This window comes from Vibrio sp. 2130-1, assembly GCF_033339515.1.
The window spans coordinates 1-529 of the sequence record NZ_JAWOUT010000681.1 but is presented as its reverse complement, the minus strand read 5'-3'; the positions used below and the strand labels follow the sequence as shown (position 1 = coordinate 529).

Here is a 529-nt window from a genome sequence, read left to right as displayed (position 1 = left end):
CAAGCAATTTACCTGCAGCACGGAAGTGACCAATGTTCGTCATACAAGAACCGATGAACACTTCATCAATCGCAGTGCCTTGTACTTCAGATAGCAAACGAGCATCATCTGGATCGTTTGGTGCACACAGTACTGGCTCATGGATTTCGGCCATGTCGATTTCAATCACATGCGCGTATTCCGCATCTGAATCCGCTGACATCAATTCAGGTTTCGCCAACCACTCTTCCATCGCAGTGATACGACGCTCGATTGTACGGCGGTCACCGTAGCCTTCCGAGATCATCCACTTAAGCATCACGATGTTCGAGTTTAGGTACTCTTCGATTGATTCTTGAGATAACTTAACGGTACAACCCGCAGCAGAACGCTCAGCTGACGCATCAGACAGTTCGAATGCTTGCTCAACCGTTAGTGTTTCTAGACCTTCAATCTCAAGGATACGGCCAGAGAATTCATTCACTTTACCGGCTTTTTCAACAGTCAGTAGACCTTGTTGAATCGCGTAGTAAGGGATGGCATGAACTAG

1 pseudogene is annotated in these 529 nt (G+C 47.1%); it reads right to left on the bottom strand.

Annotation, left to right across the window (positions count from 1 at the left end):
- A pseudogene (locus tag R7Q09_RS28120) lies at window positions 1-529 on the bottom strand (aconitase family protein); the annotation flags it as partial.